The following is a 24,988-nucleotide window of genomic DNA, read 5'->3' as shown; positions in this document are numbered from 1 at the left end:
GTTCCTTACACTTTAGCCACGACAGGGCGGCCCAGCAGCCCCTGAGGACGGAAGATCAGAATTAAGACCAGCAATCCAAACGAGAACACGTCTTTATAATCCGAGTTCACCATCCCGGAGAATTGCGCTTCTGCAACGCCCAGAATCAGCCCGCCAAGCATCGCACCGGGCAAAGAGCCGATGCCGCCCAGCACCGCCGCCGTAAAGGCCTTGATGCCGATAACAAACCCGACGTAAAAATCAAAGGTGCCGTAATTCATGGTGATCAGCACGCCCGCCAGCCCGGCCATGGCTGCGCCGATAACAAACACCAGCGAAATTATTCTGTCGGTGTTGATACCCAGGATGGAGGCCATCTTACGATCCTGCTGTACCGCACGGCACATGCGTCCTAAGCGGGTACGGTTGATAATCCAGGTCAGCACCAGCATGCCCGCGAACGAGGCGATGAGGATAAAGACTTTGGTATAGGTTATCTGGACAAACCCTTCGCCAAGGTGAAAACGCAGCACGCCATCAAGCATGGTGGGCACGCCCTGCTGGCGCGGGCCCTGGCTGAGCTGGACGTAGTTTTGCAGTATCAACGACATCCCGATGGCCGAAATCAGCGGCGCCAGACGCGTCGAGTTGCGTAGCGGCTTATAGGCGATGCGCTCAATCGTCCAGCCATAAACGCCAGTGACCACGATGGTGAAAACCAGCGTCCCCAGGATCAGCAGCGGAAAGGAGTGGAGTCCAAAAAACGCCAGCAGGGCCAGGCCAATGGCCGAGAGATAGGCGGAGATCATATACACTTCGCCGTGGGCGAAATTGATCATACCGATGATGCCGTACACCATGGTGTAGCCGATGGCGATAAGACCGTAGACCGACCCCAGCGTTAAGCCATTAATTAATTGTTGCAGAAAGAATGTACTCATGGTCGCGCACCTGAATAAGGGTTACGCCGACAGTCAGACCTGCCGGCGCTGAGCAGATTCCGTCCCGTTATGGCACTTCTTTATATTTGCCTTTGTCATCCCACTGGTAGACCACGTAGTCAGAGACTTTGAGGTCACCTTTGCTGTCCCAGGCTTTTTTACCCATCACCGTGTCGACAGGGTTGGTCTTCAGCCACTCGCTGGCTTTTGCGGAATCCGTCCCTTTCGTGGCCTTGAATGCCGCCGCGATAGCCTGCACAGACGCGTAGGCGTAGAGGGTGTACCCTTCAGGTTCAAATTTACCGGTGCGGAATTTCTCGATGACGGCTTTTCCGTCCGGGATCAGGCGCGGATCTTTACCGAAGGTCATGTAAATACCGTTGGTGTACTGTGCCCCACCGGCGGCGGTGACCATCTCTTCATTGACGATACAGTCTCCCGAGAAGAACTTCGCCTGCACGCCCTGTTCACGCATCTGGCGAACCAGCGGGCCCGCTTCCGGGTGACAGCCCCCGAAGAACACCACGTCCGGTTTTTGTGCGCCGATTTTGGTCACCAGCGCGTTAAAGTCTTTCTCCCCGCGGGACAACCCTTCGTACATCACCTCCTTAACGCCGCGTTTCGCAAGCGCCGCTTTAGTGGCATCCGCCAGCCCCTGACCGTAGGTGTCTTTATCGTGGATGATGACCACCCGTTTGGCTTTCAGCTTATCAAGAATAAAATCGCTGGCGACCTGGCCCTGCTGGTCGTCACGTCCGCACATGCGAAATATGTCGCTCATGCCACGTTCGGTAATCAGTGGGTTCGTTGAGCCGGGAGTGATGGAGAGGATCCCGGCATCGCTATAGACCTCGGAGGCGGGCATGGTCGACGAAGAGCAGAAGTGGCCGACGACCGCTTTCACCTTATCCTGATCGACTAAGCGGTTGGCAACGGCGACGGCCTGTTTGGGCTCGCAGGCGTCGTCGCCCTGAACCAGTTTGATTTTCTCAACGTTGATCCCGCCGGCGGCGTTAATGTCTTCCGCCGCCTGCGTAGCGCCATGCCAGTATTGATCGCCGTAGGTTGCGTTCGGGCCTGTGAACGGCCCGGCCACGCCGATGACGATATCGGCCTGCGCGGAAAAGGCCGTCACCAGACAACCGGCCAGCACCAGGGAGAGGGGAGTTTTGGTAAATTTCAGCGACATTATTATGTTCCTTAGCAAAGAGGTTTTTGCACCAGGTATAAACCCGAACGCCTGATGGCATCGTAAATCCAAAAACAAGAGCGAGAACAAAATGCACTTTAGAAGCAATCTCATGCTTAATACGGCGAGGATCCCACGCACCGCGAAGCGCGCAGAACATTAAGCAAAAAGGTTGCCAGAATGGTTAATCCCTTGACCGGGTCACAACACGTTGAGTATAGAGCGCCGTTTTATGCGCCTTTGCGGGATGATATGAATTTACAGCGGAGATCACATCTCCTTAACAACAAAGCCCATAAGTTGTGCAACGGTCACGATTTGCACGTTTTTGCAGCAATAAAGACCTAAACTTCAGATAGGCACGCGCGGCGATATATGTCAGGATCGTTTTTTTTATCAGGAGTATCAGCAATGGCTGAAGGCCCATTAAATGAAAGCGAGATGGCGTGGCTGGAAGAGACATTAATCTCTTACGGTCACGACGATGCATCCGTGATTGACGTGTCCGAACTGGACGGCATGCTTACCGCAGTACTTTCCGGTCCCGTTGTGGTGGAGCCCGACACCTGGCTGGTGGCGGTCTGGGGTGGTGAGAAATATATTCCTCGCTGGAAAAACGATCGTGAGATGAACCGTTTTATCGATCTCTGCTTTAAGCACATGAACGATATTGCCGAGCGTTTGAGCGAATACCCGGATCAGTTTGAACCGCTGTTTGGCTATAACGACGTTGACGGTCAGAGCTATACCGTGGTGGAAGAGTGGTGCTATGGCTACATGCGCGGCGTGGCGCTGACGGACTGGTCATCCCTGCCGGAAGCGCTGGAAGCGGACCTGGCGGTGATTGCCCTGCACGGGACGGAAGAGAACAGCGAGAAGCTGGATGCGCTGACCGAAGAGGAGTATATGGCCAGCATCGAGAGCATTCAGCCTGCGGCGCTGCGCTTGTATAACTACTGGGTGGCTAACCCGCAGCAGCCGGAAGCGAAAAAGCCGATCGTGAACGGGTCGAAGGTGGGGCGTAACGACCCGTGCCCGTGCGGGAGTGGGAAGAAGTTTAAAAGCTGCTGCCTTCACTGAAAAAAGGGGCTATTCATAGCCCCTTTTTTTACCCCACTTCCGGCAGCATCCCCGCTGCAATCAAAATCTGCACCAGAATAATCGCCACGCCGCACCCAAACACCACGCACAGCATTGGCGTACCGCCCGCCACGCGATACCCCTGCTGCGGATGTTGCTGGCGGCTCTTCCACGCCAGCAGGGAAGGCAGCAGCAGGGCCAGTACCGATAACGCCACGCCGGCATACCCCAGCGCCATCACAAACCCGCGCGGGTAAAAGAGCGCGAAGGCCAGCGGCGGCAGGAAGGTCATCGCCCCCGTCTGTAAGCGTCCCGCAACGGTATTGCGCCGCTGGAACAGATCCGCCATATAGTCAAACAGGCCAAGCGCCACGCCGAGGAAGGAGGTTGCCAGCGCCAGGTCTGCAAACAGATGTACCGCCAGCTCCACGTGTGAAGAGGCCACCACGTTACGCAGGGCAACCAGGAATCCATTCAGACCAGAATGCTCTGCCATCAGGCCGATAAAAGTATTGGAATCAATACTGCCCAGCGTTACCAGCTGCCAGAACAGGTAAGCAATCAACGGAATGGCGCTGCCGATAACAAAGACGCGGCGTAGCTTGCGAATATCACCGTTCATATAGCTCACGATGCTCGGTACGCTGCCGTGAAAACCGAAGGAGGTGAAAATAACCGGGATGGCCGAAAGCGCCAGACCTTTCTCCAGCGGGAGGGAGAGCAGGTTAATCTTGTGAACATGCGGTGCCAGCAGCACCAGCATCACAACAAGGAAAAGAATTTTGGCGCTGAACAAAAAACGGTTAAACAGATCGACCAGCGATGTGCCCGCGCAAACCACGCCGCCACCGATCAGCGTAAAGACAATGGCGCCTGTTTCCGGTGAAAGCGACGTACCGAAGCCGTCATTGATACTTGACGCAATCAGCTCCCCGGCGCCGCTGATGTAAGCGGCAGTCAGGGCGTACATCAGGAACATCATGCTGAAACCGGTGATCCACTGCCCGTAGCGTCCAAGATAGCGTGCAGCCAGGGAGCCTAAGCCAGTATCGGCAGGGACATGCTGATAAACCTCCAGCAATAATAGCGCGGTGTAACACATCAGGGCCCACAGACCGCCCAGCAGCACTACGGTAACCCCAAACCCGACGCCAGCGGCAGCCAACGGCATGGCCAACATTCCTGCGCCAATTGTCGTTCCGGCGACGATAAAAATACTTCCCAGAGTTCTGTTCTTCACGCTTTCCTCTACAACGCTTCCATACCGCGACTCATTCTGCGGCGCAGAGTAAGGGAAAAGCCCGGTCTCGTCAAATCACCGTTACATAGGGTGTAAAAATTAATTTACAAAAAGAAAAGGGTAACCTGAGCCAGCGCAAAGCGTGCCGTGGAGGGAGCGTTTAGTCTGCTTTTTATTTACGAGAGGTAACCATGTCAATTCACGGACACGACGTGCTGAATATGATGATTGAGTCAGGTGAGCGGTATACGGAGGAGAGTCTGGTTGAGGCGATACATGCCCGCTTTGGCGAAGCGGCGCGTTTCCATACCTGTTCAGCTTCAGAGATGACGGCCGCGGAGCTGGTGGCGTTTCTGGCGGCGCGCGGAAAATTCATTCCGGCAGCAGACGGATTTTCCACTCACGAAAGTAAAATTTGTCGTCATTAAATAAAGCGGTGCTGAAAACTCAGCACCGCTTTTCTGTTAATTCTGCGTGTCGAGCGTCGACAGCTCTTTATCAATGAAGTACAGACCTTCCCCGGATTTACCTGCCAGAGATAATTTATCCAGCACGGATTTAAACAGCTTCTCTTCTTCGTGCTGTTCAGCCACATACCACTGAAGAAAATTAAAGGTTGGATAATCCTGGCTGGTCATGGCGGCATGAGCCAGTTCATTAATTTTCTGGGTGATCAGCTGTTCGTGCTCATAGGTGGCGCGGAACAGTTCATCAAGAGAGCCGTATTCGGCAAAAGGGGATGCCACGTTATCAATACGCGGCAGGCTGCCGGTGTCCGTCAGGTAATCAAACAGACGCTGCATGTGCGTCATCTCTTCCTGGGCATGACGACGCAGGAAGGCGGCCGCTCCTTCAAAGCTGTGATAGCTGCACCAGGCGCTCATCTGCTGATAAAGCAGGGAAGAAAAAAGCTCAAGATTCATTTGCGCATTGAGCTTGTCGATCATTTCAGTTTTTAACATGGTGCAGCTCCGGTTTATTAATTCTGGTTCACGATGAGCGACACTATAATTTGTTATTTAATTATTTGCAAAAAGTAAAATAAATATTTCTTTATTAAAAATACGAATGGGAATAAAACGCATTGCCGATATTTATATTTATTAATGAGAATTGTTTTAGTTCTTATTAAATAAACTGCCAGCGTGACTGGCAGTAGCGGTTAATACCACGGATTCTGGCTGGAAGAGGTAACAGCATATCCCTGACATTTATACTGAATGGTCACACTTTCGTTCAGACAGAGTGAACCGCTGATCAGGGTGCAGGTTTTAATTGGCTGCCCGTAGGCTGACGCGGTGGCGTAGCCCATATGTTGACAGGCTTTGGTTGCCGTACCGTTATTAACATACTCATCAGACCAGGCGTTTTGCAGCATGGCCTGGCCATAGTCGAGGCGCACAATTCCGTTTGGGGCATCCGTACTGCTGATTTCTGCCTGACGGTTGATACTGCACCCAGCGAGCAACAGGATCGTTCCGGCTATGATTATACGTTTCATGGTTCACTCTGCGTGACGGGAAATACGCCATTGTAACCAACGCGATGTGACGCAATGGCCGGAATAGCCGGAGGATCTGCCCTCTCACTGTGCAACGAGCCGGGCCACCGCGCGAAATTGTGAGCGCATCTTTGTTTTTTAAAACAAGTTTTCACTTAATTTGAAAGTGTGTTTGTTTGATAGTAAGGTTAAGTGGAAAAAGTATCCACAGCGGGATCGCCCGCCATGCATTCAGGAGAGACAAGATGAAAATTGCACTGATGATGGAAAACAGCCAGGCCGCTAAAAATCCCATCATCTTAATGAGCTGAAAGCCGTTGCTGATGAGAAAGGTTTCCCGGTCTATAACGTCGGTATGAGTGATGAGAACGATCATCATCTCACCTATATTCACCTGGGCATCATGGCGAGCATTCTGCTTAACGCTAAAGCTGTCGATTTTGTTGTCACCGGCTGCGGTACCGGGCAGGGCGCGTTGATGTCCCTGAACATCCATCCGGGTGTGATTTGCGGTTACTGCATCGATCCTGCGGATGCCTTCCTGTTTGCGCAAATCAACAACGGTAACGCGCTTTCTCTGCCTTTTGCAAAGGGCTTCGGCTGGGGGGCAGAACTGAACGTACGCTTTATCTTTGAGAAAGCGTTTACCGGACGCAATGGCGAAGGTTATCCACCAGAGCGTAAAGAGCCGCAGGTGCGTAACGCCGGGATCCTGAACCAGGTGAAAGCGGCGGTGGTGAAAGAAAACTATCTGGATACCCTGCGAGCAATCGATCCTGAGCTGGTTAAAACCGCCGTCTCAGGCCAGCGCTTCCAGCAGTGCTTCTTCGAGAACTGCCAGGACAAAGAGATCGAAGCCTTCGTGCGCGGTATTGTTGGCTGATTCCGTTTTGCCGGGCGGTGCGTTGCCTGCCCGGCAGATAGCGTTACTTTTTCGATGAGACCGCGCTGCCTGCATCTTTGGTCAGACGCAGCGTGTCAACCATTCCCACCAGGCAGATTAGTGCGATCGCCACAAATGCCAGCCGGAAGCTCATTCCCGGCATGCCGGCAATCCCCATCGCCTCACTGACTTTTTCCCCGATACGAATACCAATCGCCCCGAGCGTGATCCCAAGCCCCACGGCAAGCTGCGTTGCGGTTGAAAACAGAGTATTGGCATAGCTCATCTGCACCGATGGCACATCCGCAAAAGCCAGCGTACTGATGGCTGTAAACTGAATCGAACGGAAAACGCCGCCCAGATAGAGGATCAGCATGACGAGCCACGCGGGCGTCTGCGGCGTCAGAAACGCGCAGGCCAGCAACGCCAGGACATTCAACGCACCGTTAATCAGCAACAGCCGCTTAAACCCCAGGCTGCGGATAAGCGGCGTCGTCGCCGGTTTAATGGTGAGATTGCCAACGAAAACCGCCAGCACCAGCAGGCCCGAATGGAACGCGTCCATGCCAAAGCCGACCTGGAACATCAGCGGTAACAGGAACGGAACCGCGCTGATGGAGGCGCGAAACAGCGATCCGCCATACAGGGTGACGCGAAACGTCGGCACCTGCATCGCATCGAGTCTGATCATCGGCCAGGTTGTCCGCTTAAAGTGACGCAGTGCCAGACTTAACGCGACGATACCGACGATAAACAGCGTGGCGGTTAATCCTGTTCGCAGAGGCTCTGCGCCCATCAACTCCATCGCATAAACCAGGCTCACCATGGCAAGGGTGGTGACAACAAAACCCGGTAAATCAAACGGTCGGCGCGTATCTTCATGCAGGTCTGGAATGATGCGCAGTGCCAGCAAAATGGCGATTATCCCCAGCGGCACGTTAATAAAGAAGATCCAGCGCCAGTCGGCATAGCTGGTAATGAACCCACCCAGCGGCGGGCCGATGATCGGCGCGACCAGCGCAGGCCACGTCAGGGTGGCGATTGCCGTGATGAGCTGATGTTTTGGCGTGGTGCGTAGCACGGCCAGGCGACCCACGGGCACCATCAGCGCGCCACCCATGCCCTGAAGGACGCGCATCGCGACGAACTGATCGAGCGTGGTGGACAGGCCGCACAATACCGAGGCCAGCGTGAAGATCGCCAGCGCGAGGGCAAACACTTTTCGCGCGCCGAAGCGGTCGGCGATCCAGCCGCTGGCGGGGATCAGCACGGCCAGGGTGATCAGGTAGGCGCTGATGCCGATATTCAGATCCACGGCCTGTACACCGAAGCTTTTTGCCATGTCCGGCAGCGCGGTGGCAATCACCGTCCCGTCCAGAAATTCCATAAAGAAAGCACCGGCTACCAGCAGCGCCGCAGGCGATAATCCACGGCTCTCTTTGCCGGATACGTTTTCACTCATTCTCTTCCTGCCAGCTCAAAAAATTTTATAAACATTTACTGGAATTTATAAGACTGTAACGTGCAGATTTATCATGGCTTTTTTTAACAAACCAGCAGCACTGAGGGTTTAATAACCGTGATGTAGATCACAAAATGGTTGATTTTTGTGATGGTGGTCATATTATAAGCGTATTGACAATAACACCTGCATAACACGTTACTGGAGCAACATAATGAAACTGCGCAAAATCCTGAAAAGCATGTGGGCAAACTACTGCACAACGTTTAAAGACGTCCCACCGGGTGCGATGTTCTGATAAAAAAACCTGCTTCGGCAGGTTTTTTTATGTCTGCGGACGACGAGAGGGAGATGGAAGGGCGTCTGTTTTGCTACTATGGCGGCCTTTGAATAAGGAGAACCCCATGTCACAAAACCTGAGCGCCGATCAGGAACTGGTATCTGACGTCGTCGCCTGCCAGCTGGTTATCAAACAAATCCTTGATGTGATTGACGTTATCGCGCCGGTTGAGGTACGCGAAAAGATGTCGACCCAACTGAAAAACATCGATTTCACCAACCATCCTGCTGCGGCGGACCCGGTTACGCTCCGCGCGATCCAGAAAGCGATTGCGCTGATTGAACTCCGCTTCACACCGCAGGGTGAGTCACACTAAAATAAACCGATGTTTTAAAATTAGAAACCCTTTTCTGCTTTTACGTCGAAGGGCGACAAAGCCTGTCGCCCGCAGAAGGATCAGAAGAACGTCTGCACCAGCAGATAGCTCACCACGCAGGCACAGCTGACGCCAATCAGCCCCGGCAGAATAAAGCTGTGGTTGATGATGAATTTACCGATGCGGGTGGTACCGGAGCGATCGAATCCGATACAGGCCAGATCGCTCGGATAGGTCGGCAGCACAAAGTAGCCGTAGGATGCCGGGAAGAAGGCCACCAGCATTTTCGGCTCGATGCCCAGCATCAACCCCATCGGGGCGACCGCGGTCAAGGCCGCAGCCTGGCTGTTGACCAGTTTTGATACCAGGAACAGCACGATGGCATACGTCCAGGGATGACTCTTCACCACCCCCTCCAGCGCCATTTTTAGCTCGTCGAGATGCGCCTGAAAAAAGGTATCGCTCATCCACGCCACGCCAAACACCGAGAAAATCGCGACCATCCCCGCCTTAAATACCGCCCCGTTTGAAATGGCCGACGCATTTACCTTGCAGGTCATCAGCATGATGGCCCCGGCGATCAGCATCATCATTTGAATGACAAGGTTCATCGACAGGGCTGTCATTTTGCCTTTGATCTCAAACGCCGGACGCAGCTCGGGCAGCGCACCCAGCAGGACCACAACGGCAATCCCGGCGAAGAAGATCCACGTTGACCAGTAGGCCTGTTTCGGGAAACGCTGATCCATCAACGTCTCCGTTCCTCCATAGATAAACTCCCGCTGTTTCGGATCTTTCAGCTTTTCCTGAAATTCAGTATCGTCTGCGAGGTTTTTCCCCCGGCGCAGGCTCCACAGTGCCGCAATGGCAACGCCAGACAGTGAGGCCGGTACGGAAACGGCGAGGATTTCGAGGATCCCCCACGCGTGACCGATGCCGTGCTGCGCACCCAGAATCGAGACCAGCGAAACGACGGCCACGGAAACGGGGGAGGCGGTGATCGCCATCTGAGAGGCCACCGAGGCCACCGCCATCGGCCGTTCCGGGCGAATGCCTTTTTTCAGGGCGATATCCGCGATAATGGGAAACATGGTGTAGACGACGTGACCGGTCCCGCAGAGGAAGGTCAACATCCAGGTGGTAAACGGTGCGAGAAGGGTGATGTGCTGGGGATGTTTACGCAGCAGGCGCTCTGCGAATTGCATCATTACATTCAGGCCACCGGCCGTCTGTAGCGTGGCCGCACAGCCGATGACGGCGAGGATTGTGAGCATCACGTCAACCGGTGGTTTACCGGGTTGCAGACCAAAGACAAAACTTAAAATAAACAGGCCGATACCGCTTATCAGCCCCAGGCCCATCCCGCCGAAGCGGGTGCCTATCAGCAGGCAGAGGATAATGACAATAAACTCAATGGTGATCATGATGCTCCCTCGTCAATGAATGTAATTAAACAAATCATTACACGATGTGTGGTTATTCATTGGGAGCAAGATCTGATTTGTTAAATGTCAGCAAAAGCAGGGAGTTGGTATCCACCCCCTGACGGGAGCGGGTGAAGGGACTTAGTGGTGTTGCACGGTAGCTATGTCGAGAAGATGGCGGTCCGTCTGCTCCAGACAAATCCCCGCACGTTTCGCGTTGCGGATTTCATCTGCGAGCGTCTTCAGCAGCATGCCATCCTGCTGCTGCTCTCTGTCTATATCGCGTAAAAACGTGAGGGTAATGATGTCCCGTTGCGCTTTGGCTTCATCAGCCAGTTTGCTCAGCTTCGCACAGCGTTGCTCGTACTCTTCGAGCGTTTTCTGGAACAGTTCTTCCAGAGAAGTGTAATTATCTTCAATCGTTTCAAGCTCTTTGACGGTAGGGTTTGCCCCGACAGCTTTCAAAAAGTTAAAGACACGCATCATGTGCGTGACGTTACTTTGCGCCTGAGTACGAAAGAAGGTGGCAGTGCCGTTGAGGCTTTTTCTGGAACACCACGCGCTCAAATGCAGATGCAGATTTGAAGCATAAAACTCCAGGTTCATCTGGGCATTCAGTTTTTGCATCATCGTTTGGGTAGTCATTCTCATATCCTTATTGACTGTGGGACTTGATGTCCGCTACTTAACCTGACCCGGCAGGTATTGACGATTGAATGGCAGAAATAGATTTCTGCAAGGTAAAAACTCGAAAATTCACTTCCTGTGTTCGATTTAAATAAGCATACGCTTCTCTTCGACTTAAGAAAACTCTTAATTAGGCTGTGTTTACCATAGATTACAAATTTAAATATAGCCCAGAATAGAAAGAAGGTTACGAGATTGATAATTATATAACATGTTGATTTAAAAGGGTGTGAAATCAATTTTGCTCATTTTTATCGTTTCAGGAAACGTTCTTTGGCGGGAAATTCTGTAAAAGTGATAAATCAGAAATAATATTTGCAAATATATCCTGTCGTAGCAAATTTGAGCTAAATCAATTTTCACTCAATATACGGTTCTGTGATCGCGGCGCAAGATTGTGATCTGATAACGCGAGAAAATGAAACGATGTTTTACATTGTTTCATTATTTGAGGTTTATGATGGCTAACGTTGCGGTGCTGCTGGCACCTGGTTTTGAAGAAGCAGAAGCAATTATCACTATTGATATTCTGCGGCGTTTACAGATTGAGGTGGAGACGCTGGCCTGCGCGGAGTCCCGTGCGGTAGTGAGTTACCATAATATCCCCATGGTGGCTGACAGTACGTTAACGGAGCGCATTAATAGGCTGTATGACGCGGTCGTGTTGCCCGGTGGGCCGCAGGGGAGCGTCAATCTTGCTGCTAACCAGGAGGTGATCCGCTTTGTTTCCGCGCATGACGAGCACGGCAAACTTATCTGCCCGATCTGCTCTGCGGCCGCGCGGGTGCTGGGCGGTAACGGGCTACTGAAGGGGCGCCGCTACGTCTGTTCCGGCGATCTGTGGCAGAGCGTTGATGATGGAGTATATGTAGATGCGCCGGTCGTGGAGGATAATAACCTCATCAGCGGCAAGGGGCTGGGGCACGCTTTTGACTTTGCGCTGACGCTCTCTGCTCGTTTGTTGGGTGTCGACGCCCCCGTGCGCGATCATGCTGAACACATCTATTACCGCTGGTAAATTTTCTGCCGGACGCTAAGGCGTCCGGCTTACAGGGATTTCTTAGCTGATCTTATGGATAATCCTGCTTAACTCCTTTCCATTTGTAGGACAATTACGTCCTTTTTTATGTCATTTTTCGCTGAATTTATGTACGCAATTACTGTAATTCTGCGGTGTGATGTCGCTCTCTTATGGATGATTAATTTCCCGCTAAAACTATCTCCAGCAATAACGCTTATAACAAGGTAAGCGCTAATGCCTTGTTTTAAGTCTGATTAAATAAGTTGTTCGCCATTATTCCCTACAGATAAGAATGCTTAAGCTGGAGTTTACCATGCACAAATTTACTAAAGCGCTGGCGGCCATCGGCCTGGCTGCCGTTATGTCACAATCCGCTATCGCTGAAAATTTAAAGCTCGGTTTTCTGGTTAAACAGCCTGAAGAACCGTGGTTCCAGACCGAATGGAAATTTGCTGATAAAGCCGGAAAAGATTTGGGATTTGAGGTAATTAAAATCGCCGTACCTGACGGTGAGAAAACGTTGAACGCCATTGATAGCCTGGCGGCCAGCGGTGCGAAAGGTTTCGTTATCTGTACGCCGGATCCAAAACTGGGGTCAGCGATTGCCGCGAAAGCGCGCGGTTACGACATGAAAGTGATTGCGGTGGACGATCAGTTCGTGAATGCCAAAGGCAAACCGATGGATACCGTTCCGCTGGTAATGATGGCGGCCACTAAAATCGGTGAGCGTCAGGGCCAGGAGCTCTATAAAGAGATGCAAAAACGCGGCTGGGATGTCAAAGAGACTGCCGTGATGGCGATTACCGCAGACGAGCTGGACACCGCCCGTCGTCGTACCACCGGGTCCATGGACGCCCTGAAAGCGGCTGGCTTCCCGGAAAAACAGATCTACAAAGTCCCGACCAAATCCAACGATATTCCGGGCGCCTTTGATGCGGCAAACTCCATGCTCGTCCAGCATCCGGAAGTGAAGCACTGGCTGGTGGTGGGGATGAACGACAACACCGTACTGGGCGGCGTGCGTGCAACGGAAGGCCAGGGCTTTAAAGCACCGGACGTGATCGGGATCGGCATTAACGGCGTTGACGCCGTGAGCGAACTGTCTAAAGCGCAGGCGACCGGCTTCTATGGCTCACTGCTGCCAAGCCCGGATGTCCACGGCTATAAATCCAGCGAAATGCTCTACAACTGGGTGACCAAAGGGGCTGAACCGCCGAAATTCACTGAAGTGACCGATGTGGTGCTGATCACCCGCGATAACTTCAAAGAGGAGCTGGCGAAAAAAGGACTGGGCGGTAAGTAATACGCTGTGATTGCGCCCCTCCCTCACCGTGAGGGGCCAGACGTACACACTACAGGAATCACGGAGTCGTTATGCAACAGTCTGATCCGTATCTCTCTTTCCGCGGCATCGGTAAAACGTTCCCCGGTGTAAACGCGCTGACCGATATCAGCTTCGACTGCTATGCCGGCCAGGTTCACGCCCTGATGGGGGAGAATGGCGCGGGAAAATCCACGCTGCTAAAAATTCTCAGCGGCAACTACACGCCCACCACCGGCACGCTGGCTATTCGCGGCGAAGAGGTGGCCTTTGCCGACACCACGGCAGCGTTAAATGCGGGCGTCGCCATCATCTATCAGGAGCTGCATCTCATTCCTGAAATGACCGTGGCGGAGAACATCTATCTGGGCCAGCTTCCGCATAAAAGCGGCGTGGTCAACCGCTCGCTGCTCAATTATGAAGCGGGCTTGCAGCTCAAGCACCTTGGGCTGGATGTCGATCCGCAAACGCCCCTTAAGTATCTCTCCATCGGCCAGTGGCAGATGGTGGAAATTGCCAAAGCGCTGGCGCGTAACGCCAAAATTATCGCCTTCGATGAGCCAACCAGCTCGCTCTCGGCGCGTGAAATAGAAAATCTCTTTCGCGTGATCCGCGAGCTGCGCAAAGAGGGCCGCATCATTCTGTACGTTTCTCACCGTATGGAAGAGATTTTTGCCTTAAGCGATGCCATCACCGTGTTTAAAGATGGACGCTACGTGCGCACCTTCACCGATATGCAGCAGGTTAATCACGATCAGCTGGTGCAGGCGATGGTCGGACGCGATCTGGGGGACATTTACCACTGGAAACCGCGCGAGTATGGCCCGGAGCGTCTGCGTCTGGATAACGTCAAAGCCCCAGGCGTGCGCACGCCCATTTCACTCTCGGTGCGCAGCGGCGAAATCGTCGGGCTGTTTGGCCTTGTGGGGGCAGGGCGCAGCGAGCTGATGAAAGGGCTGTTTGGCGGGACGCGCATAACCCAGGGCCAGGTTTTCGTCGACGGGAAAAAGGTCGATATTCAGAAGCCTGCGCAGGCGATTAACGCGGGGATTATGCTCTGCCCGGAGGATCGAAAGGCAGAGGGCATTATTCCGGTGCACTCGGTGCGCGACAACATCAACATCTCTGCCCGGCGCAAGTTTATCCGCGCGGGATGTCTGATTAACGACGGCTGGGAGGCGAGCAACGCGGATCACCATATCCGTTCGCTGAACATTAAAACCCCCGGCGCTGAACAGCTGATCATGAACCTGTCCGGCGGTAACCAGCAAAAAGCCATTCTGGGGCGCTGGCTATCGGAAGATATGAAGGTCATTTTGCTGGATGAACCAACGCGCGGTATTGACGTGGGGGCGAAACACGAAATCTATAACGTCATCTATGAACTGGCAAAACGTGGTGTGGCGGTCCTGTTCGCCTCCAGCGATCTGCCCGAGGTGCTGGGCGTCGCCGACCGCATTGTAGTGATGCGTGAAGGCGAAATTGCCGGTGAATTGCTGCATGAACAGGCGAATGAACAACAGGCGTTGAGTCTCGCCATGCCTAAAGTTAGCCAGGCTGTCGCCTGAGTAAGGAGTCAATGATGTCCTCTGTTACTACATCCGGAGCGCCGAAGTCGGCTTTCAGTTTTGGCCGCATCTGGGACCAGTACGGCATGCTGGTGGTCTTTGCTGCCCTCTTCGTCGCCTGCGCGATTTTTGTGCCGAACTTCGCCACGTTCATCAATATGAAGGGGCTGGGGCTGGCTATCTCCATGTCCGGCATGGTGGCCTGCGGAATGCTGTTCTGCCTGGCCTCCGGTGATTTTGACCTGTCGGTCGCCTCGGTGATTGCCTGTGCAGGCGTCACCACTGCCGTGGTGATCAACATGACCGAAAGCCTGTGGATCGGCGTGCTGGCCGGGCTGCTGCTCGGCGTGTTGAGCGGCCTGGTGAACGGGTTTGTCATTGCGCGCCTGAAGATTAACGCCCTGATTACGACGCTGGCGACCATGCAAATCGTGCGCGGTCTGGCCTATATCATCTCCGACGGCAAAGCGGTCGGGATCGAAGACGAGCGTTTCTTCACTCTGGGCTATGCCAACTGGCTGGGGCTGCCTGCGCCAATCTGGCTGACGGTAGGCTGTTTGATCCTGTTCGGTTTCCTGCTCAACCGCACCACCTTTGGCCGAAATACCCTGGCGATTGGCGGCAATGAAGAGGCGGCGCGTCTGGCGGGTGTCCCGGTCGTACGGACCAAGATCATTATCTTCGTGCTTTCCGGGCTGGTATCGGCGGCGGCGGGGATTATTCTGGCGTCGCGCATGACCAGCGGCCAGCCTATGACCTCCATTGGTTATGAGCTGATCGTTATCTCAGCCTGCGTTTTGGGGGGCGTTTCCCTCAAGGGCGGCATCGGAAAAATCTCATATGTGGTGGCGGGGATCCTGATTCTGGGGACCGTAGAGAACGCCATGAACCTGCTCAATATTTCTCCGTTCTCTCAGTACGTCGTACGCGGCCTGATCCTGCTGGCAGCGGTGATCTTCGACCGTTACAAGCAAAAAGCGAAGCGTACCGTCTGATTTATTTTTAGCCACTAACCTGCTCAACTATTAACCATAGTTGACCCCCTGACCGGCCCGCCAGTTTTGTTGACGGGCCGGTTGCTAAATGGCGAGCACCGTCACACTGTCTATACTTACATGGCTGTTTTGTTCACTGTAAGGAGGATTAGGGTGGCTGACTTGTTAACCGCACCGCCTGTATTGCCCGGAAAATTTGCTTTCTTTTTTGACCTCGACGGGACGCTCGCCGGGATTGAACCGCATCCGGATGACGTTGTTGTACCGGACACGGTGTTAGAGAATTTGCAGCAGCTCTCCCGACAGAACGAGGGGGCACTGGCATTGATTTCAGGGCGCTCAATGGCCGAGCTGGACGTGCTCGCCAGTCCTTATCACTTTCCGCTGGCCGGTGTGCACGGAGCGGAGCGCCGCGATATCCATGATCAACTGCATATAGTTTCACTCCCCGACACGCTGATTCAGACGCTGCATGCGCAACTCTCTTCGGCTCTGGAAATGCTTCCCGGTACGGAACTGGAAGCCAAAGGCATGGCTTTTGCGCTGCACTACCGTCAGGCGCCCCATCATGAGGCGGCGATATTTTCGATAGCAAGAAGCGTGGCCGAAGCCCATCCGGAGCTGGCGTTACAGCCGGGTAAATGTGTGGTCGAGATTAAACCGGCAGGAATTAACAAAGGCGCTGCCATTGCAGCGTTTATGGCGGAAGCGCCGTTCAAAGGGCGTACGCCAGTCTTTTTTGGGGATGACCTGACCGACGAGGCCGGGTTCAGGGTGGTAAACCAGGCCCAGGGCATGTCTGTCAAGGTTGGATCTGGTGAAACCATTGCCGGATGGCGGCTGGAAAATGTCGCCAGCGTCTGGCAGTGGATATCTGACGTCGCTAACCAGCAACAACAACAAATAGCGCAAAACAACGGGAGAAATCATTATGGGTCGCTTAGTCGTCGTCTCTAATCGCATCGCACCGCCGGATGATAAAAAAGCCAGTGCCGGTGGCCTGGCGGTCGGGGTATTAGGTGCCCTCAAAGCCGCGGGGGGTCTCTGGTTTGGCTGGAGCGGGGAAATCAGTAATGAAGAGAAACCGCTAAAAAAGGTGTCACGGGGCAATATCACGTGGGCCTCCTTCGCCCTTAGCGAGAAGGACTATGATGAATATTATTCCGAGTTCTCAAACGCCGTGCTGTGGCCAGCGTTTCACTATCGTCTGGATCTGGTGAAATTCCAGCGTGAATCCTATGAAGGCTACATGCGCGTCAACGCGCTGCTGGCAGATAAACTACTGCCGCTGATCGAAGAAGACGATATCTTATGGATCCACGATTATCATCTGCTGCCCTTCGCCAGGGAGTTGCGGAAACGGGGTGTGAATAACCGAATCGGTTTCTTCCTGCATATACCGTTCCCGACCCCGGAGATCTTTACGGCGCTGCCGCAGCACGAGGAGATCCTGGAGGCGCTGTCAGATTACGACCTGCTCGGTTTCCAGACGGAAAATGACAAGCTGGCCTTCCTCGACAGCGTGTCGGGCAAAACCCGGCTGGTCACTCACGGCGGTAAATCTCATACCGCGTGGGGACGAAATTTCCATACCGAAGTCTACCCGATCGGTATTGAGCCAGACGAAATTGCCGAGCAGGCCTCCGGTCCGCTGCCGCCGAAGCTTGCCCAGCTCAAGGACGAACTCAAGCACGTTAAGAATATCTTTTCGGTTGAACGACTGGATTATTCCAAAGGGTTGCCGGAGCGATTCCTCGCCTATGAAACCCTGCTGGATAAATTCCCGCAGCATCATGGCAAGATCCGCTACACCCAGATAGCGCCGACCTCGCGCGGTGAGGTTCAGGCCTACCAGGATATTCGTCACCAGCTTGAGACCGAAGCAGGGCGCATCAACGGGCGCTATGGCCAGCTCGGCTGGACTCCACTTTTCTATCTGAATCAGCATTTTGAGCGCAAAATCCTGATGAAAGTGTTCCGCTATGCGGACGTCGGGCTGGTCACGCCGCTGCGCGACGGGATGAATCTGGTGGCAAAAGAGTATGTCGCAGCACAAGATCCTGCTGACCCGGGCGTGCTGGTGCTGTCCCAATTTGCCGGTGCGGCAAACGAGTTAACCTCAGCGCTGGTTGTGAACCCTTACGATCGCGATGACGTGGCAAATGCCCTGAATCGCGCGTTAACAATGCCGCTTGCGGAACGCATTTCACGTCATTCGGAAATGATGGAGACCATCGTCAAGAATGATATCAACCGCTGGCAGGCGCGTTTTATTGACGATTTACGCGCGATCCAGCCGCAAAGTCAGGAAGGTGATCTGCAAAAAAAGATCGCGACCTTCCCTAAACTCGCCTGATTTCCTTCGGGGGCATTAATTGCCCCCGAGAGGCACCAGCAGGACATCCACCTGGCTTGACGAAACGATGGATTTTGCCGAGCATGCCGCCCGGGAAAAAAAGCTCTGGTTATGATTTCCGCAAATGACCAAATCAATATTCTGTTTCCGACAAATGTCGAGAATATGTTCACTTAATTCCCCGGTGGCAATCACCGTCTGATGGACAGGATAGTTTGCCCGCTCAACCAGCTCGCGCAGAAATTGCTGCGTTTCTTCCTGAAGAACCTCACGAATATCTTCCAGCATAGGCGCTGCCAGTTGGTTATACATTTCGGGTTCAGCTGCCAAGGTGATCAGACTTATGCGGGCGTTGTTCGGGCGGGCAATGGAAACGGCACGGGCGACGAGTTGATGACTTTCTGGGGAAACCGCAACAGAAACAAGAAGATGGGAGTAACTCATCACACACTCCTTTTATGTCAGAATGACACGTTTCTCAAGCTTTACCGCGAATCTGCCGCTTCTGCAAGAGGTACATGCGACAATAGTGTGAACCTTATCATAATTATTCATTAATTATTCTTATAAGAAGAATAACGAAATGGCGGCGCTAAATGAAAGTAATTAACAACTTAACGTAAATCACACATTTAGCCTTCCGTGCTGTTAAATCGCGTTAACCGATCGTCAACGCAAGCGTGATGCTGACCCCTGGAAGCTCCTGTCTCGAATTGAAAGCTTAACCTGCTGTTTTTACTTAATTAACTCTGGCTGTTCCCTGACGTTCGCGCCCGTTCAGACGCGGCAGGGCAGCGCTTCTCCGACATAGCAATTTTCATATCCGATCCACTCATCCCTCTGCATGAGTATTCGTTCCATAAGAATATAACCAAGCTTCGGTTGCTCAATAAATAGTCAAATTACAAGTCACGCTGATGGATTTATGGGTTACATTCGCGTAAATTATGTGACGAAGATCACATTTTTTTTAAATTCCAGGGGGGGCTGCATTGTATGTGTCAAAACTGACGAGTAGAGTTTGCGTCGAATTAGGAAAAATCTTAGTTATTTGTAAGAAAAGATAAAATGTGTAACCGACATTTTGGCCATGTTAACCGGTCACGCGCTTTACGACGTACAAACCTAAATTCAACTATGCATTTGGCCTTTTCTTTTTATACCGGGTGATTTCCCGGCGACATCACGGGGTGCGGTCTTTCCGCATAAAAATAATAGTTGGTTATTCGGGATGGGAAAAATGCATACATCCGAGTTGCTAAAACATATTTATGACATCAATTTGTCGTATTTATTGCTCGCGCAGCGTTTGATTAGTCAGGACAAACCGTCAGCGATGTTTCGTCTGGGTGTTAACGAAGAGATGGCAACCATGCTGGGTGGATTAACCCTCCCGCAAATGGTCAAGCTGGCTGAAACCAATCAACTTGTCTGCCAGTTCCGTTTTGATAACCCGCAGACCATTACGCGTCTGACTCAGGAATCTCGCGTGGACGATCTGCAACAAATCCACACCGGTATTCTTCTCTCCACCCGTCTGCTCAACGAAATCAGCCAGCCTGATGACGTAGCCCGGAAGAAAAGGGCTTAACAATGAGCGAAAAAAGCATTGTTCAGGAAGCCCGTGATATCCAGCTGGCAATGGAACTCATCACGCTGGGCGCGCGTTTACAAATGCTGGAAAGCGAGACGCAGTTGAGCCGTGGTCGTCTGATCAAGCTGTACAAAGAACTGCGTGGTAGCCCGCCGCCAAAAGGCATGCTGCCGTTTTCCACTGACTGGTTCATGACCTGGGAGCAGAACATTCATGCTTCCATGTTCTGTAACGCCTGGCAGTACCTGCTTAAAACGGGTTTATGCAGCGGCGTTGATGCCGTGATCAAAGCCTACAAACTTTACCTTGAGCAATGCCCGCAGCAGGAAGAGGGACCTCTGCTGGCGCTGACCCGCGCCTGGACGCTGGTGCGTTTTGTTGAAAGCGGCATGCTTGAATTGTCGCGCTGCAACTGCTGTGACGGCAATTTTATTACCCACGCGCATCAGCCTGCGGGCAGCTTCGCCTGTAGTTTGTGCCAGCCTCCATCCCGAGCCGTAAAAAGACGTAAACTTTCCCGGGATGCTGCCGATATTATTCCACAACTGCTGGATGAACAGATCGAACACGCTGTTTAACCCGAACCTGTGGGCAAGATTCCAGCAGCGGTAAGCGATTACCGCTGCTTTTTTTTACCCTGCGTTCAGGTCTCGCGCTCGAAATGAACGTCCTGCCATAGTCACTAGCGGAAGGATGATGTCGTGCTTATCTTATTAGGTTACCTGGTAGTTCTCGGTACAGTTTTCGGCGGTTACATGATGACCGGCGGGCACCTTGGAGCACTCTATCAACCGGCTGAACTTGTCATCATCGGCGGTGCAGGGGTAGGGGCTTTTATCGTTGGTAACAACGGTAAATCGATCAAGGGCACGCTGAAGGCGATTCCGCTGCTGTTTCGTCGCTCGAAATACACCAAAAGCATGTATATGGATCTGCTGGCGCTGCTCTATCGCCTGATGGCGAAGTCACGTCAGCAGGGGATGTTCTCGCTGGAGCGGGACATCGAAAACCCGAAAGAGAGCGAAATTTTCGCCAGCTACCCGCGTATTCTGGCCGACGCGATGATGCTCGATTTTATCGTCGATTACCTGCGCCTGATCATCAGCGGCAACATGAACACCTTCGAAATTGAAGCCCTGATGGACGAAGAGATTGAAACCCATGAGAGCGAATCCGAAGTGCCGGCCAACAGCCTGGCGCTGGTGGGCGACTCGCTTCCGGCGTTTGGCATCGTGGCGGCGGTAATGGGCGTGGTACATGCCCTGGCCTCGGCGGATCGCCCGGCGGCTGAACTGGGCGCGCTGATTGCCCACGCGATGGTGGGGACGTTCCTCGGTATTTTACTGGCCTACGGCTTTATCTCCCCGCTGGCGAGCGTGCTGCGCCAGAAGAGCGCCGAAACCACCAAAATGATGCAGTGCGTGAAAATTACGCTGCTCTCAAACCTCAATGGTTATGCCCCGCCGATCGCCGTCGAATTTGGTCGTAAGACGCTCTACTCCAGCGAACGTCCGTCGTTTATCGAACTGGAAGAGCACGTGCGCGCGGTGAAAAACCCCAACCAACAGACGACAACTGAGGACGCATGAAAAACCAGTCCCATCCGATCGTCATCGTAAAAAAGCGCAAGCATAAGGCGCACGGGCACGGTTCTCACGGCTCCTGGAAGATCGCGTACGCCGACTTTATGACCGCCATGATGGCGTTCTTCCTGGTGATGTGGCTGATCTCCATCTCCAGCCCGAAAGAGCTTATCCAGATTGCGGAATATTTCAGGACGCCGCTGGCGACGGCGGTCACCGGCGGGCCGCGCATTTCGAACAGCGACAGCCCGATCCCCGGCGGCGGTGACGATTACACCCAGCAGCAGGGCGAAGTGAAAAAACAGCCTAACATCGACGAGCTGAAAAAACGGATGGAGCAGGCGCGCCTGAAAAAACTGCGCGGTGACCTGGATCAGCTGATTGAAGCGGACCCCAAGCTGCGTGCGCTGCGTCCGCATCTGAAAATTGACCTGGTACAGGAAGGGCTGCGTATTCAGATCATCGACAGCCAGAACCGGCCGATGTTTAAAACCGGCAGCGCCGATGTCGAGCCCTACATGCGCGATATTCTGCGTGCGATTGCACCGGTACTGAACGGTATTCCTAACCGCATTAGCCTGTCCGGACACACGGATGATTTCCCGTACGCCACGGGAGAGAAAGGATACAGCAACTGGGAGCTTTCTGCCGATCGCGCCAACGCCTCGCGTCGCGAGCTGGTGGCGGGTGGGCTTGATGATGGCAAGGTCCTGCGCGTGGTCGGCATGGCTGCAACCATGCGCCTTACCGACCGCGGACCGGATGACGCCATCAACCGTCGTATCAGTCTTTTAGTGCTGAACCAGCAGGCGGAGCAGGCCATCCTGCATGAAAACGCCGAAAGTCAGAATGAGTCACTGGACGATTTAAAACAGCCTGGGGCCGTCCCTTCGGCTGCCGTTCCAACATCGCCACCAGCCAATCCGAGGTGATAGCGTGAGCATGGATATTACCGATTTTTACCAGACATTTTTTGATGAAGCCGACGAATTGTTGGCCGATATGGAGCAACATTTGCTGGATCTGGTGCCCGAGGCGCCGGACTCAGAACAGCTCAATGCCATCTTCCGTGCGGCGCATTCCATTAAAGGCGGAGCCGGAACGTTTGGATTTACCATTTTGCAGGAAACCACCCATTTAATGGAAAACCTGCTGGATGAAGCACGACGCGGTGAGATGCAGCTCAATACCGACATTATCAACCTGTTTTTGGAAACGAAAGATATTATGCAGGAACAGCTCGACGCCTATAAAAGTTCGGCAGAGCCTGATGCCGCCAGCTTTGAATACATCTGCAACGCGCTGCGTCAGTTAGCGCTGGAAGCCAAAGGTGAGGCGTCTGCGCCCGCTGTCCCTGCGGCAAAACTGAGCGTTGTTGACGCCGTGGCCGAACCCGCTACGGCGCCTGACGCGCCCGCAGGAAAACTGCGCGTGGTGCTGTCACGTCTGAAGGAGAACGAGGTCAACCTGCTGGAAGAGGAGCTGGGGAACCTGGCGACGCTCAGCAACGTGGTGAAGGGCAAAGACAGCCTGGCCGCGACGCTTGACGGCGGGATCGGTCAGGATGACATCGTGGCAGTGCTCTGCTTCGTCATTGAAGCGGATCAGATTGCGTTTGAAACCGAGGCGGGGGCCGTTGAAGCGCCAGCTCCGGCAGAGAATACCCCTGCGGTAGTTGCCGCTGCCCCGGCACTGAAAGCCGTGCCAAAAGAGACGGCTGCCCCGGCCCGCGGTGAAAAACCGGCGGCGCGTTCCAGCGAGTCCACGAGCATTCGCGTGGCGGTGGAGAAAGTGGATCAGCTAATCAACCTGGTGGGTGAACTGGTGATCACCCAGTCGATGCTGGCCCAGCGTTCCAACGAGCTGGACCCGGTGACTCACGGCGATCTCATCACCAGCATGGGCCAGTTACAACGTAACGCCCGCGATTTGCAGGAATCAGTGATGTCCATCCGCATGATGCCGATGGAATATGTCTTCAGCCGCTTCCCGCGCCTGGTGCGCGACCTGGCCGGCAAGCTCAACAAACAGATCGAACTCACGCTGATGGGCAGCTCCACCGAGCTGGACAAGAGCCTGATCGAACGCATTATCGACCCGTTAACGCACCTGGTGCGTAACAGCCTCGACCACGGCATCGAGCTGCCGGAAAATCGCGTGGCAGCCGGAAAATCGCCCGTGGGCAACCTGATCCTGTCAGCGGAACATCAGGGCGGCAACATCTGCATCGAAGTGACCGATGACGGCGCGGGCCTGAATCGCGAGCGCATTCTGGCGAAGGCGATCTCGCAGGGAATGGCGGTCAACGAAAACATGACGGACGAAGAAGTGGGCATGCTGATTTTTGCCCCGGGCTTCTCAACCGCAGAGCAGGTCACCGACGTTTCCGGCCGTGGCGTGGGCATGGACGTGGTGAAACGTAACATTCAGGAGATGGGCGGTCACGTTGAGATCCAGTCTAAGCAGGGTGCAGGCACCACGATTCGTATCCTGCTGCCGCTGACGCTGGCCATTCTTGACGGCATGTCCGTTAAAGTGGCGGACGAAGTCTTTATTCTGCCGCTGAACGCGGTGATGGAGTCCCTCCAGCCGCGTGAAGAAGATCTGCATCCGCTGGCGGGCGGGGAGCGCGTGCTCGAAGTACGCGGCGAGTATCTGCCGCTGGTGGAACTGTGGAAAGTGTTCGAAGTGGACGGGGCAAAAACCGAGGCCACGCAGGGTATCGTTGTGATCCTGCAAAGCGCCGGACGCCGCTACGCGCTGCTGGTTGATCAGCTGATTGGTCAGCATCAGGTGGTGGTTAAGAACCTGGAAAGCAACTACCGCAAAGTGCCGGGGATCTCTGCTGCCACCATCCTGGGTGATGGTAGCGTCGCGCTGATCGTCGATGTATCGGCACTTCAGGGATTAAATCGTGAACAACGTGTGGCGAACACAGCCGCCTGATTAAGTAAAAGGTAATAACATGACCGGTATGAGTAACGTAACGAAACTGGCGGGCGAGCCATCGGGGCAGGAATTCCTGGTTTTCACTTTAGGTGATGAAGAGTACGGTATCGACATCCTGAAAGTGCAGGAAATTCGTGGTTACGACCAGGTAACGCGCATTGCGAACACGCCAGCGTTTATCAAGGGTGTGACCAACCTGCGCGGTGTGATTGTGCCTATCGTGGACCTGCGCGTGAAATTCAGCCAGGGCGATGTGGAGTACAACGATAACACGGTGGTGATCGTCCTGAATCTGGGGCAGCGCGTGGTGGGGATCGTGGTGGATGGCGTGTCTGATGTACTGTCGCTGACCGCAGATCAAATCCGTCCTGCGCCGGAGTTTGCGGTCACGCTGTCGACGGAATACCTGACGGGGTTGGGTGCGCTCGGCGAGCGTATGCTAATTCTGGTGAATATTGAGAAGCTGCTGAACAGTGAAGAGATGTCGCTGCTGGATATTGCGGCGAATCATGTAGCATAAAATGAAGCCGGGTAAGCGTCAGCGCCACCCGGCTCTTTT

The 24,988-nt window shown here is 53.8% G+C and carries 25 protein-coding genes and 1 pseudogene; 17 read left to right on the top strand and 9 right to left on the bottom strand.

Features of this window, described 5'->3' with window-relative positions; all coding sequences use genetic code 11:
• Positions 1-5: 5 nt before the first annotated feature.
• Together RY075_RS14370 and RY075_RS14365 are read right to left on the bottom strand one after the other, a co-directional pair.
• Entirely contained in the window at positions 6-920 is a 915-nt protein-coding gene (locus RY075_RS14370) for a branched-chain amino acid ABC transporter permease (protein WP_003859667.1), read from the bottom strand.
• Positions 921-987: 67 nt separating this feature from the next.
• Complete coding sequence (locus tag RY075_RS14365) at positions 988-2,109, bottom strand: branched-chain amino acid ABC transporter substrate-binding protein (RefSeq protein ID WP_338627804.1); 1,122 nt, start codon at positions 2,107-2,109, stop codon at positions 988-990.
• 411 nt (positions 2,110-2,520) lie between these two features.
• Between RY075_RS14365 and RY075_RS14360 the strand changes: the two genes are divergently transcribed.
• A complete protein-coding gene (locus RY075_RS14360; RefSeq protein WP_003859671.1) occupies positions 2,521-3,189 on the top strand; it encodes a YecA family protein in 669 nt (222 codons plus the stop codon).
• A gap of 28 nt (positions 3,190-3,217) precedes the next feature.
• Here RY075_RS14360 and tyrP read toward each other — a convergent pair whose 3' ends face one another.
• Complete coding sequence (tyrP, locus tag RY075_RS14355) at positions 3,218-4,429, bottom strand: tyrosine transporter TyrP (RefSeq protein WP_302378079.1); 1,212 nt, start codon at positions 4,427-4,429, stop codon at positions 3,218-3,220.
• A 191-nt stretch (positions 4,430-4,620) separates the two neighbouring features.
• On the opposite strand from tyrP, the gene RY075_RS14350 reads away from it, so the two are divergent.
• The gene (locus RY075_RS14350; protein ID WP_003859673.1) at positions 4,621-4,857 is read left to right on the top strand and encodes a YecH family metal-binding protein; all 237 of its coding nucleotides are present in this window, start codon (positions 4,621-4,623) and stop codon (positions 4,855-4,857) included.
• Between the two features lie 36 nt (positions 4,858-4,893).
• On the opposite strand, the gene ftnA is transcribed toward RY075_RS14350, so the two are convergent.
• The gene (gene ftnA, locus RY075_RS14345) at positions 4,894-5,391 is read right to left on the bottom strand and encodes a non-heme ferritin (RefSeq protein WP_003859676.1); all 498 of its coding nucleotides are present in this window, start codon (positions 5,389-5,391) and stop codon (positions 4,894-4,896) included.
• 200 nt (positions 5,392-5,591) lie between these two features.
• Positions 5,592-5,930, bottom strand: coding sequence for a YecR family lipoprotein (gene yecR / locus RY075_RS14340; RefSeq protein ID WP_003859678.1), 339 nt, complete (start codon positions 5,928-5,930; stop codon positions 5,592-5,594).
• A 245-nt stretch (positions 5,931-6,175) separates the two neighbouring features.
• Here yecR and RY075_RS14335 point away from each other — a divergent pair.
• Positions 6,176-6,813, top strand: a pseudogene (locus RY075_RS14335) (RpiB/LacA/LacB family sugar-phosphate isomerase).
• A gap of 43 nt (positions 6,814-6,856) precedes the next feature.
• Here the strand turns inward: RY075_RS14335 and RY075_RS14330 are convergent.
• Positions 6,857-8,275: an MFS transporter gene (locus RY075_RS14330; protein WP_109948689.1), complete on the bottom strand. Its 1,419-nt coding sequence runs from the start codon at positions 8,273-8,275 to the stop codon at positions 6,857-6,859.
• Between the two features lie 214 nt (positions 8,276-8,489).
• On the opposite strand from RY075_RS14330, the gene azuC reads away from it, so the two are divergent.
• Both azuC and RY075_RS14320 read left to right on the top strand, forming a co-directional pair.
• Positions 8,490-8,573, top strand: a complete 84-nt coding sequence (gene azuC, locus RY075_RS14325; protein WP_003859682.1) for a stress response protein AzuC — start codon at positions 8,490-8,492, stop codon at positions 8,571-8,573.
• A gap of 106 nt (positions 8,574-8,679) precedes the next feature.
• A complete protein-coding gene (locus tag RY075_RS14320; RefSeq protein ID WP_003859683.1) occupies positions 8,680-8,931 on the top strand; it encodes a DUF2766 family protein in 252 nt (83 codons plus the stop codon).
• Positions 8,932-9,011: 80 nt separating this feature from the next.
• Here RY075_RS14320 and RY075_RS14315 read toward each other — a convergent pair whose 3' ends face one another.
• Both RY075_RS14315 and RY075_RS14310 read right to left on the bottom strand, forming a co-directional pair.
• Positions 9,012-10,355: an anaerobic C4-dicarboxylate transporter gene (locus tag RY075_RS14315; RefSeq protein WP_045896088.1), complete on the bottom strand. Its 1,344-nt coding sequence runs from the start codon at positions 10,353-10,355 to the stop codon at positions 9,012-9,014.
• A gap of 141 nt (positions 10,356-10,496) precedes the next feature.
• The gene (locus tag RY075_RS14310) at positions 10,497-11,000 is read right to left on the bottom strand and encodes a non-heme ferritin-like protein (RefSeq protein WP_302378078.1); all 504 of its coding nucleotides are present in this window, start codon (positions 10,998-11,000) and stop codon (positions 10,497-10,499) included.
• 502 nt (positions 11,001-11,502) lie between these two features.
• Here RY075_RS14310 and RY075_RS14305 point away from each other — a divergent pair.
• The 6 genes from RY075_RS14305 (at position 11,503) to otsA (ending at position 18,303) form a co-directional block, all read left to right on the top strand.
• Positions 11,503-12,060, top strand: a complete 558-nt coding sequence (locus RY075_RS14305) for a DJ-1/PfpI family protein (protein ID WP_023314363.1) — start codon at positions 11,503-11,505, stop codon at positions 12,058-12,060.
• A 316-nt stretch (positions 12,061-12,376) separates the two neighbouring features.
• Entirely contained in the window at positions 12,377-13,366 is a 990-nt protein-coding gene (gene araF, locus RY075_RS14300) for an arabinose ABC transporter substrate-binding protein AraF (protein WP_003859687.1), read from the top strand.
• A 71-nt stretch (positions 13,367-13,437) separates the two neighbouring features.
• Positions 13,438-14,952, top strand: coding sequence for an L-arabinose ABC transporter ATP-binding protein AraG (araG, locus tag RY075_RS14295; RefSeq protein ID WP_003859688.1), 1,515 nt, complete (start codon positions 13,438-13,440; stop codon positions 14,950-14,952).
• A gap of 14 nt (positions 14,953-14,966) precedes the next feature.
• Complete coding sequence (gene araH, locus RY075_RS14290) at positions 14,967-15,947, top strand: arabinose ABC transporter permease AraH (protein WP_003859689.1); 981 nt, start codon at positions 14,967-14,969, stop codon at positions 15,945-15,947.
• A gap of 153 nt (positions 15,948-16,100) precedes the next feature.
• Entirely contained in the window at positions 16,101-16,904 is an 804-nt protein-coding gene (gene otsB / locus RY075_RS14285; protein ID WP_045347106.1) for a trehalose-phosphatase, read from the top strand.
• Complete coding sequence (otsA, locus tag RY075_RS14280; protein ID WP_338627803.1) at positions 16,879-18,303, top strand: alpha,alpha-trehalose-phosphate synthase; 1,425 nt, start codon at positions 16,879-16,881, stop codon at positions 18,301-18,303. The genes otsB and otsA overlap by 26 nt, the downstream gene beginning before the upstream one ends.
• A 15-nt stretch (positions 18,304-18,318) precedes the next feature.
• On the opposite strand, the gene uspC is transcribed toward otsA, so the two are convergent.
• Entirely contained in the window at positions 18,319-18,747 is a 429-nt protein-coding gene (gene uspC / locus RY075_RS14275; protein WP_003859692.1) for a universal stress protein UspC, read from the bottom strand.
• Positions 18,748-19,543: 796 nt separating this feature from the next.
• On the opposite strand from uspC, the gene flhD reads away from it, so the two are divergent.
• The 6 genes from flhD to cheW all read left to right on the top strand — a co-directional run bounded on the left by flhD (position 19,544) and on the right by cheW (position 24,949).
• Positions 19,544-19,894 (top strand): flagellar transcriptional regulator FlhD, encoded by a 351-nt coding sequence (gene flhD / locus RY075_RS14270; protein WP_003859693.1) that lies wholly within the window; start codon positions 19,544-19,546, stop codon positions 19,892-19,894.
• Between the two features lie 2 nt (positions 19,895-19,896).
• The gene (flhC, locus tag RY075_RS14265) at positions 19,897-20,475 is read left to right on the top strand and encodes a flagellar transcriptional regulator FlhC (RefSeq protein ID WP_003859695.1); all 579 of its coding nucleotides are present in this window, start codon (positions 19,897-19,899) and stop codon (positions 20,473-20,475) included.
• Between the two features lie 123 nt (positions 20,476-20,598).
• Entirely contained in the window at positions 20,599-21,486 is an 888-nt protein-coding gene (gene motA / locus RY075_RS14260; RefSeq protein WP_003859696.1) for a flagellar motor stator protein MotA, read from the top strand.
• Positions 21,483-22,412, top strand: a complete 930-nt coding sequence (gene motB, locus RY075_RS14255) for a flagellar motor protein MotB (protein WP_045337563.1) — start codon at positions 21,483-21,485, stop codon at positions 22,410-22,412. The genes motA and motB overlap by 4 nt, the downstream gene beginning before the upstream one ends.
• A 4-nt stretch (positions 22,413-22,416) precedes the next feature.
• Positions 22,417-24,426, top strand: a complete 2,010-nt coding sequence (gene cheA / locus RY075_RS14250; protein ID WP_048208496.1) for a chemotaxis protein CheA — start codon at positions 22,417-22,419, stop codon at positions 24,424-24,426.
• 19 nt (positions 24,427-24,445) lie between these two features.
• Complete coding sequence (gene cheW, locus RY075_RS14245) at positions 24,446-24,949, top strand: chemotaxis protein CheW (protein ID WP_232967231.1); 504 nt, start codon at positions 24,446-24,448, stop codon at positions 24,947-24,949.
• Positions 24,950-24,988 lie beyond the last annotated feature (39 nt).

The organism is Enterobacter sp. JJBC (genome assembly GCF_036936505.1).
Classification (GTDB): Bacteria; Pseudomonadota; Gammaproteobacteria; order Enterobacterales; family Enterobacteriaceae; genus Enterobacter; species Enterobacter hormaechei_C.
This window is presented reverse-complemented; position numbering and strand designations above follow the sequence as displayed.